This window comes from Mesorhizobium sp. M1396 (assembly GCF_040317725.1).
Lineage (GTDB): Bacteria > Pseudomonadota > Alphaproteobacteria > Rhizobiales > Rhizobiaceae > Mesorhizobium.
Genome location: NZ_JAMYLA010000009.1, coordinates 145,156 through 153,721 on the forward strand (window position 1 = coordinate 145,156; position 8,566 = coordinate 153,721).

The window sequence follows — 8,566 nt, forward strand, 5'->3', positions numbered from 1 at the left end:
CCTTGCGCTGTAGCCGTCACGACATAAGCTGACATCATCATGCGCCCCACCATCCTCGATCCGCTGTTTGTCCCGATCACCTCGCTTGCCGGCGTCGGGCCGAAGGTTGGCGCCCTGATCGAAAAGGTTGTCGCGGCCGATCTGGGTGATCGCGTCGCCCGCGCGGGCGACCTTCTGTTCGTGCTGCCGCACACCGTCATCGACCGCCGCAGCCGTCCGGGTATTGCAGGGTCCGCCGAAGGCCAGATCGTCACGCTCGACGTGCGCATCGACCGCCACCAGCCGCCGCCGCGCGGCAACAGGTCGGTGCCCTACCGGGTCTATGCCCATGACGACACCGGCGAGATCGCGCTGACCTTCTTCCATGCGCATGCTTCCTATCTCGAAAAGGCGATGCCCGAAGGCGAGCATGTCGTGGTCTCGGGCCGCATGGAATGGTTCAATGGCCGCCCAAGCATGGTCCACCCCGACCATATCGCGCTGGCCAGCGAAGCGGAGAACCTGCCGCTGGTCGAACCGGTCTATCCGCTCACCGCCGGGCTCTCGGGCAAGGTGCTGCGCCGGGCAATCGGCCAGGCGCTGGCGCGCGTGCCTGAATTTCCCGAATGGCAGGATGGCGCCTTCATGCGCCGGCACACCTTTGCGGCCTTTGGTGATGCGCTTGCCCGTATCCACAATCCGGCGGACCCGATCGACGTCTCTGTCGACGGCGCTGCATGGCGGCGCCTGGCCTATGACGAGTTGCTGGCGGGCCAGGTTTCGCTGGCGCTGGTGCGGGCAAAAGTCCGTCGCCTGTCCGGCCGTCCCCTGGTCGGCGACGGCAGCATCGTCGAGAAACTGCGCGCCGCACTGCCCTACTCGCTGACATCAAGCCAGGAGTTCGCGCTGGCCGAAATCAATGCCGACCTCGCCGATCCCGAACGCATGCTGCGGCTTTTGCAGGGCGATGTCGGCTCCGGCAAGACGGTCGTGGCGCTGCTGGCCATGGCGCGTGCCGTCGAGGCCGGCGGCCAGGCCGCCTTGATGGCACCGACGGAAATCCTGGCGCGTCAGCACCTGGCGACCATCGCGCCGCTTGCCGCCAAGGTCGGGCTGCGCATCGCTATCCTCACAGGCCGTGAAAAGGGCCGCGAGCGCACCGACACGCTGGCAGGCCTGGCCAGCGGCGCGATCGACATCATCGTCGGCACCCACGCGCTGTTCCAGGAGACGGTCACCTTCCACGACCTGGTCTTTGCCGTCATCGACGAGCAGCACCGCTTCGGTGTCCACCAGCGCCTTGCCATCACCGCCAAGGGCGATGCGCCAGACATGCTGGTGATGACGGCCACACCGATCCCGCGCACGTTGGTACTGACCGCTTTCGGCGACATGGACGTGTCGAAGCTGACGGAAAAGCCGGCCGGCCGCCAGCCGATCCGCACCGTCACACTGCCCCTGGAGCGGCTCGATGAACTGGTCGGGCGCATGGTCGACGCCGTTGCCGCTGGCCAGAAGATCTACTGGATCTGTCCGCTGGTCGAGGAATCCGAAGAGATCAAGCTGATGTCGGCCGAGGACCGTTTTGCCTCGCTGAAGCCGCTGTTCGGCGACCGCATCGGCCTCGTCCATGGCCGCATGAAGGGCGCCGACAAGGACGAGGCGATGCGCGCCTTCAAGCAGGGCGAGACACGCATCCTGATCGCCACCACGGTCATCGAGGTCGGCGTCGATGTACCGGACGCCACCGTCATGGTCATCGAACATGCCGAACGCTTTGGCCTGGCCCAGTTGCACCAGCTGCGCGGGCGTGTTGGGCGCAGCGACAAGCCCTCCTCCTGCGTGCTGCTTTACAAGGACCCGCTCGGCGAGACCGCAAAACGCCGGCTGTCGGTAATGCGCGAGACCGAAGACGGGTTTCTGATTGCCGAGGAAGACCTGAAGCTGCGCGGCGAAGGCGAATTGCTGGGCACCCGCCAGTCCGGCACGCCGGGTTTCCAGGTGGCGCGCATCGAGGCGCATGCCGACCTTCTTGAGGCCGCCCGCGACGACGCCAGGCTGATCCTGTCGCGCGATCCGGAGCTGCAATCCGAGCGTGGCGAGGCGCTGCGCCTGCTGCTTTATTTGTTCGGACGCGACGAGGCCGTGCGGCTCCTGCGCGCCGGCTGAGCCAAGGCGGCAACCGATGGATTGGCAAGCATCCCCTCGATCGGCTCGCCATTCACGACGACCATTGGCTTGACCTCGGGGGCCACCAGCCCGGCCGAGACGATCAGCTTGGCGCCGTCCTCGATCGTCATGTCAAGCAGCACGATATCCGACTTCGGCACGTACATGAGAAAGCCAGTGGTCGGGTTCGGCGTACAGGGCATGAACACCGCAATCAGCGGATCGCCTTCCTGATCGAGCTTCTGGTTGATCTCGGTCTCCTTCTCGCTGGCGACGAAAACCAGCGACCAAACGCCCTTGCGCGGATATTCGACCAGCCCGACCTGGCGGAACATGTCGCCCTTGTTGGACAGCACGGTCTCGAAAATCTGCTTCAGCGAACCATAGATGCCGCGCACCAGCGGCATGCGGCCAAGCAGCCGTTCGCCGAAATTGACGATGGCTCGGCCGACGATGTTGGCCGTCAGGAAACCGATCAGCGTGATCAGGATCAGCGCCACGATCAGCCCGAACCCCGGAACCGGAAACGGCAGGTAGGAGTCCGGACTGTAGCGCACCGGAATATAGGGTTTCACCCAGGAATCGACCCAGCCGATGAACGACCAGGCGATATAGGCGGTGATCGCCAGTGGCGCACAGACAACGAAGCCTGTGAGGAAATAATTCCTCAGCCGGGTCATGCCGGAGGTCTTGGGAGCGTCGGACATGGTTCACCGGGAACGCGGGTTGCAGCGCAACATAGTGAACCGCAAGACGCTTTGGAACTACGAAGTTTTTAAAGGGCCGATTATGCCGCCGCGTCCAGCGGTTCGATTTTCTCGAGTTCCGGCGCCAGTTTCTTGGCTTCGGTTTCAAGCTCATAGGCCTGTTGAAAATTCATCCAGAATTCGGGTGTGGTGTTGAAAAATCTGGCGAGGCGGAGGGCCGTATCGGGGGTCAAGCCGATCTCCTCCTTGGCAATGCGCTCGATACGGGTGCGCGGAAGATTGAGATTTTTTGCCAGCGCGCCGGCACTCATGCCGAGCGGGACGAGATATTCTTCGCGCAGGAATTCTCCAGGATGAACTGGACGTGCGAACTTGAGCATAATTCAGGGTCCTCAAGGGTTCAGGGCAAATGCCTGCTCAATGGTAATCGACGATCTCCACGTCTTCAGCGCCAGCGGCGGTCCATTTGAAGCAGATGCGCCATTGGTCGTTGATGCGAATTGAATGCTGTCCGGCGCGGCTTCCTTCCAGGGCTTCGAGGTGATTTCCGGGCGGCGATCGAAGGTCATTCAGTTGGGCAGCGTTGGCAATTGCGCGGAGGCGACGTTCGCCGCGGGCAACCAAATCTGGCGGAAAGCCTTTTGGCGCCTTCCCTTCGGCAACCGCTTCGACCGCCTTGCCTTTGAACGAAACGATCAATAACGCGCCCTCTGGACTGTATCATACATTGATACAGACCGGCACGCAAGCAAATGTATCATCGGCCGATACAAATTTGCCACCGGTTGATCGGTGGCAAATGGTGAGTTGCCGATAGCTATTCCACCGTCACCGATTTCGCCAGATTGCGCGGCTGGTCGACGTCGGTGCCCATGAACACGGCGGTGAAATAGGCCAGCATCTGGATCGGCAATGCGTAGATGATCGGCGAGATGATTTCCGGCACGTCGGGCAGCACGATCGTCTCCATCGTCTTGACGCTCGTCAGTGCCGCACCCTTGCTGTCGGTGATCAGGATGATCTTGCCGCCGCGTGCCGCCACTTCCTGCATGTTCGACACGGTTTTTTCGAAAATGCGGTCATGTGGCGCGATGACGATGACCGGCATGTTCTCGTCGATCAGCGCGATCGGGCCATGCTTCAGTTCGCCCGCGGCATAGCCCTCGGCATGGATGTAGGAGATTTCCTTGAGTTTTAGCGCGCCTTCCATGGCCAGCGGGAAATTGGTGTCGCGGCCGAGATAGAGCACGTTCTTGTAGTGCGCGAGCTCGCGTGCGATCTTTTCGATCTGATGATCGAGCTTCAGCACCTGGTTGGCAAAGCGCGGAGCCTCCGAAAGCTCGCGCACAAAGATCTTTTCCTGCTCCTTCGAAATCGTGCCGCGCGCCACGCCGGCGCGCACGGCGAGCGATGCCAGCACCGATAGCTGGCAAGTGAACGCCTTGGTCGAGGCGACGCCGATCTCCGGCCCGGCCAGCGTCGGCAGCACGACGTCGGATTCGCGCGCCATGGTCGATTCCCGCACATTGACGACGGCGCCGATCTTCATCCCCGCCTTGCGGCAGTAGCGCAGCGAGGCCAGCGTGTCGGCGGTCTCGCCCGACTGCGAGATGAAGAAGGCGGCATCGTTCTTCGACAGCGGCATTTCGCGGTAGCGGAATTCGGAGGCGACATCGATGTCGACCGGCAGCCGAGCGTAGCGCTCGAACCAGTATTTGCCGATCAGGCCGGCGAGATACGCCGTACCGCAAGCCGAAATCGCCAGCCGGTTGATCTCTGCAAAATCGAAAGGCAGGTCGAGCGGCTTGGAGACGCCGCCGACAAAATCGAGATAATTCGCCAGCGTGTGCGAGATCACCTCGGGCTGTTCATGGATTTCTTTCTCCATGAAATGGCGGCGGTTGCCTTTGTCGACCATGAAGCTTGTCGAGAGCGATTGCTGGCGCTTGCGGTCGACCTTTGTGCCGTCGATGTCGAAGATGGTGACGCCGTCGCGGCGCACCACCGCCCAGTCGCCATCTTCCAGATAGGTGATCGAATTGGTGAACGGGGCGAGCGCGATGGCGTCTGACCCCAGAAACATCTCGCCATCGCCATGGCCGACAGCCAGCGGCGGGCCGTTGCGGGCGCCGACGATCAGGTCTTCATCGCCCTTGAACATGATGGCCAGCGCGAAAGCGCCTTCCAGCCGCTTCAGCGCCTGGTGCGCGGCATCAACCGGCTTCAGCCCCTTGGCGAGTTCGCGCGCCACCAGATGCGCCACGACCTCGGTGTCGGTCTGCGACGAGAAAGAATAGCCGTCGCGGATCAGCTCGGCGCGCAGTTCGGCGAAATTCTCGATGATGCCGTTGTGGACGATGGCGACGCCATCGGAAAAATGCGGGTGCGCATTGGTCTCGTTGGGCACGCCATGCGTCGCCCAGCGCGTGTGGCCGATGCCGATCGTGCCGTCGAGCGGCTCGTTTTTCAGCAGGCGTTCGAGGTTGACCAGCTTGCCTTCGGCGCGGCGGCGGCCAAGCGCACCGTGGTCGATGGTGGCAACGCCGGCCGAGTCATACCCGCGATATTCGAGCCGCTTCAGCGCATCGACGATGAGCGGCGCAACCTGCGAGTGGCCGACGATTCCAACGATACCGCACATCCAGACAGCCCCCGATTCCCATGGAAAACCAGCGCTATTTAGGGATGGCCGGCCTGCCGCGAAAGTCACATTGCATTTCGTCCCGTGTAACGGAACGCTTATTCCTGTCGATGCACCATGACAGGCCGCTCTTGCAATCCGGTTACTGCATTCGTTCGGCTTTTTGCGGGCCGAGTTACTTTTTCTTCGCCGCAGCGGCCGAAGCAAAGCGCTCGCGCAATTCCCTGCCCTTGCCGGGGATTGTCTTCTGGCGAGCGCGGCCGAAGGCCAGCGCATCTTCGGGTACGTCTTCGGTGATGACGCTGCCTGAAGCGATGTAGCCGCCCTTACCGATGGCGACAGGCGCCACCAGTGAGGAATTCGAACCGACAAAGGCGCCCTCGCCGATGTCGGTGAAGAATTTCGAATAGCCGTCATAATTGCAGGTGATGGTGCCGGCACCGATATTGGCGCCCGCGCCGACCCGCGCATCGCCGATATAGGTCAGGTGATTGACCTTGGCGCCCTCCTCGATAACAGCCTGCTTGACCTCGCAGAAATTGCCGACCTTGGCCTTTTGCCTGAGATCGGCACCCGGCCGCAGCCGCGCGAACGGCCCGACATCGCAATTCGCTGCAATGGTGGCGCCATCGATGTGGCTGAAGGCATGGATCTTGGCGCCGCCGGCGATTTTCACGCCTGGGCCAAACCAGACATTGGGCTCTACGATCGTGTCGGCGCCGATTTCGGTGTCGTGCGAGAAATACACGGTCTCCGGCGCAATCAGCGTTACGCCCGACAGCATTGCCTCATGGCGGCGGCGCGCCTGCCAGATGCCCTCGGCTTGCGCCAGTTCGGCGCGGTTGTTGATGCCGAGCGCGCTCTCGAAGCTGGCTTCGGTGGCAACGACGTCGAGTCTCCGCGCGCCGGCGATCTCGACAATGTCGGTGAGGTAGTACTCGCCCTTGGCATTCTTGTTGCCGACCGCGTCGAGCAGCTTCAGAGCATGCGCGCCGGCCACCGCCATCATGCCGGCATTGCAGAACGTGATTTTCTTCTCCTCCTCGGAGCAATCCTTCTCCTCGCGGATTGCGACCAACTTGCCGTCTTTTTCGATCAGCCTGCCATAGCCGGTCGGATTGGGCGGACGGAAACCGATCACGACGACGGCAGCACCTTCCGCCAGTTTCAGCCGCGCCACCGTCAGCGCATCCGCGTCGATCAGCGGCGTGTCGCCAAACATCACAAGGATATCGTCATAACCCTTTGATATTGCATCGCGCGCGGCCAATACCGCATGAGCGGTGCCAAGGCGCTTTTCCTGCACGAAGGTCTCGGCTTTCGGAGCAAATTTTGCCGCCGCCTTGCGCATCTCTTCCGCGCCATGGCCAATCACCAGCGCCTGGCTGCCGGCGCCTGCGGCCTCGGCAGCCTTCACCACATGGGCGACCATCGGCAGCCCGGCAATCTGGTGCAGCACCTTCGGCAGCACGCTCTTCATGCGCGTGCCTTCGCCGGCGGCGAGGATGACGGACAGGCAGGATCTCTGGCTCATGAAAGGACAACCATATGAAAGGGTTGGGAATCAAGACACGATAGCAGTGGCGCCATGCTGCACCAATGCGGTTAAATTCCGGTGAGATGGTGGTGCAGCTGACTCTTAATCAGTGGGTCCAGAGTGCAGATCTAGTGTCGGGTGCCTACCCCAACCGCCCCAGCACCGGGAAATTCTCCAGCAGCCAGTAGGACACGGTCTGCACGCCACCGGTGAGGAAAAACACGCCGGCGACGACCAGCAGCGCGCCGATCGCCTTTTCGACGCGGCCGAGATGGACGCGGAATTTGCCAAGGAAGCGCATGAAGGCGCCGGAAAACAGCGCCGCGATAAGGAACGGGATGCCCAGGCCGAGCGAATAGGCGGCAAGCAGGAGCGCGCCCTCGCCCACCGTCTCGCGGCCGCCGGCCAGCGTCAGGATCGGCCCCAGCACGGGGCCGATGCACGGTGTCCAGCCGAACGCGAAAGCCAGCCCCATGACATAGGCGGCGACCGCGCTTGCCGGCTTGCCCTGCGCCTGGAAGCGCGCCTCGCGCGACAACAGCGGGATGCGCAAAATGCCGAGGAAGTTCAGGCCCATCAGGATGATCAGCACACCGGCGCCCATCGCCAGTTGCTCCTGCCAGACCCGCAGCAGCCGGCCGATGGTCGAGGCGCCGGCGCCCAGCGCGACAAAGACGGTCGAGAAGCCTAGCACGAAGGCGATCGAGGAATAGAGCAGCGCACCGCGCGCGCCTTCGCGCGCCGTCGCACCCGCATTGCCGCGGAAATCGTCGACCGAGACGCCGGCCATATAGCAGAGATAGGGCGGCACCAGCGGCAGCACGCAAGGCGACAGGAACGAGATCGCTCCCGCCCCGACCGCGCTGACATAGCCGATGTCCAATGCCATTTCCAAGAACTCCAGTGCCGTGGCTGATATAGCGGCGCGCAGCCTTGTCCACCAATCACCATTGTGTTGGCAAGATCATCCCTTGCCGAACGCACTTGCCGGGGAAGAAACGACGACGCGCGGGCGTTGATGCGGTGAGGCCGCGATTTCCCGCGCGTCTCCAGATATCAGTCAAGGAGATTTCCATGAGAACCATAACCGTTGGGCTGGCAGCGCTTTTGTTCAGCACCGCCGCATCCTTCGCCGCCGACGCGTGGAAGGAAGCCGAGGTCAATGGCACCAAGATCTACACCGACGCCAACGGCATGACGCTTTATACCTATGACAAGGACGAGAAGGGCAAGACCAACTGCTACGACAAATGCGCCACCAATTGGCCGCCGCTGAAAGCCGAAGCCGGCGCCAAGCCGGACGACGAATGGAGCGTTGTCGACCGCACCGACGGCACCAAGATGTGGGCCTATGACGGCAAACCGGTCTATACCTTCATCAAGGACAAGAAACCAGGCGATGTGACCGGAGATGGTGTCGGCGAGGTCTGGCATATCGTCAAGGCCGACTAGGGCCTGTTGAGATTCATCTGGAGTTTATCACGGCGGCGGCGAGATGGATGATGGCGTTGAAGCTCTGGTCGGTTTTGTCGG

General features: G+C 62.5%; 8 protein-coding genes. 2 read left to right on the forward strand and 6 right to left on the reverse strand.

Annotated elements, in window-relative coordinates; all coding sequences use genetic code 11:
- The first annotated feature begins 39 nt into the window (after positions 1–39).
- Complete coding sequence (recG, locus tag NKH02_RS08320) at positions 40–2,148, forward strand: ATP-dependent DNA helicase RecG (protein ID WP_352870855.1); 2,109 nt, start codon at positions 40–42, stop codon at positions 2,146–2,148.
- Here the strand turns inward: recG and NKH02_RS08325 are convergent.
- The 6 genes from NKH02_RS08325 to NKH02_RS08350 form a co-directional block, all read right to left on the reverse strand.
- Complete coding sequence (locus NKH02_RS08325; RefSeq protein ID WP_352870853.1) at positions 2,100–2,855, reverse strand: DUF502 domain-containing protein; 756 nt, start codon at positions 2,853–2,855, stop codon at positions 2,100–2,102. The genes recG and NKH02_RS08325 overlap by 49 nt on opposite strands.
- 80 nt (positions 2,856–2,935) lie before the next feature.
- A complete protein-coding gene (locus NKH02_RS08330; RefSeq protein ID WP_352870851.1) occupies positions 2,936–3,235 on the reverse strand; it encodes a HigA family addiction module antitoxin in 300 nt (99 codons plus the stop codon).
- Positions 3,236–3,272: 37 nt separating this feature from the next.
- Complete coding sequence (locus NKH02_RS08335) at positions 3,273–3,554, reverse strand: type II toxin-antitoxin system RelE/ParE family toxin (protein WP_352870850.1); 282 nt, start codon at positions 3,552–3,554, stop codon at positions 3,273–3,275.
- Positions 3,555–3,672: 118 nt separating this feature from the next.
- Positions 3,673–5,496 (reverse strand): glutamine--fructose-6-phosphate transaminase (isomerizing), encoded by a 1,824-nt coding sequence (gene glmS, locus NKH02_RS08340; RefSeq protein WP_352877830.1) that lies wholly within the window; start codon positions 5,494–5,496, stop codon positions 3,673–3,675.
- Positions 5,497–5,671: 175 nt separating this feature from the next.
- Positions 5,672–7,030 carry a bifunctional UDP-N-acetylglucosamine diphosphorylase/glucosamine-1-phosphate N-acetyltransferase GlmU gene (glmU, locus tag NKH02_RS08345; protein ID WP_352877832.1) on the reverse strand — a complete coding sequence of 453 codons (1,359 nt, stop codon included), beginning with the start codon at positions 7,028–7,030 and terminating at the stop codon, positions 5,672–5,674.
- Between the two features lie 145 nt (positions 7,031–7,175).
- Entirely contained in the window at positions 7,176–7,922 is a 747-nt protein-coding gene (locus NKH02_RS08350; RefSeq protein WP_352877835.1) for a cytochrome c biogenesis CcdA family protein, read from the reverse strand.
- Between the two features lie 185 nt (positions 7,923–8,107).
- Here NKH02_RS08350 and NKH02_RS08355 point away from each other — a divergent pair, with 185 nt between their 5' ends.
- Positions 8,108–8,485 (forward strand): COG4315 family predicted lipoprotein, encoded by a 378-nt coding sequence (locus NKH02_RS08355; protein ID WP_352877836.1) that lies wholly within the window; start codon positions 8,108–8,110, stop codon positions 8,483–8,485.
- Positions 8,486–8,566 lie beyond the last annotated feature (81 nt).

Bases quoted from the DNA above. Each gene is read 5' to 3' on its own strand.
- NKH02_RS08325 (WP_352870853.1), bottom strand. From the start codon at position 2,855: ATGTCCGACGCTCCCAAGACCTCCGGCATGACCCGGCTGAGGAATTAT.
- glmS (WP_352877830.1), bottom strand. From the start codon at position 5,496: ATGTGCGGTATCGTTGGAATCGTCGGCCACTCGCAGGTTGCGCCGCTC.
- NKH02_RS08355 (WP_352877836.1), top strand. From the start codon at position 8,108: ATGAGAACCATAACCGTTGGGCTGGCAGCGCTTTTGTTCAGCACCGCC.
- NKH02_RS08350 (WP_352877835.1), bottom strand. From the start codon at position 7,922: ATGGCATTGGACATCGGCTATGTCAGCGCGGTCGGGGCGGGAGCGATC.
- glmU (WP_352877832.1), bottom strand. From the start codon at position 7,030: ATGAGCCAGAGATCCTGCCTGTCCGTCATCCTCGCCGCCGGCGAAGGC.
- NKH02_RS08330 (WP_352870851.1), bottom strand. From the start codon at position 3,235: ATGCTCAAGTTCGCACGTCCAGTTCATCCTGGAGAATTCCTGCGCGAA.
- recG (WP_352870855.1), top strand. From the start codon at position 40: ATGCGCCCCACCATCCTCGATCCGCTGTTTGTCCCGATCACCTCGCTT.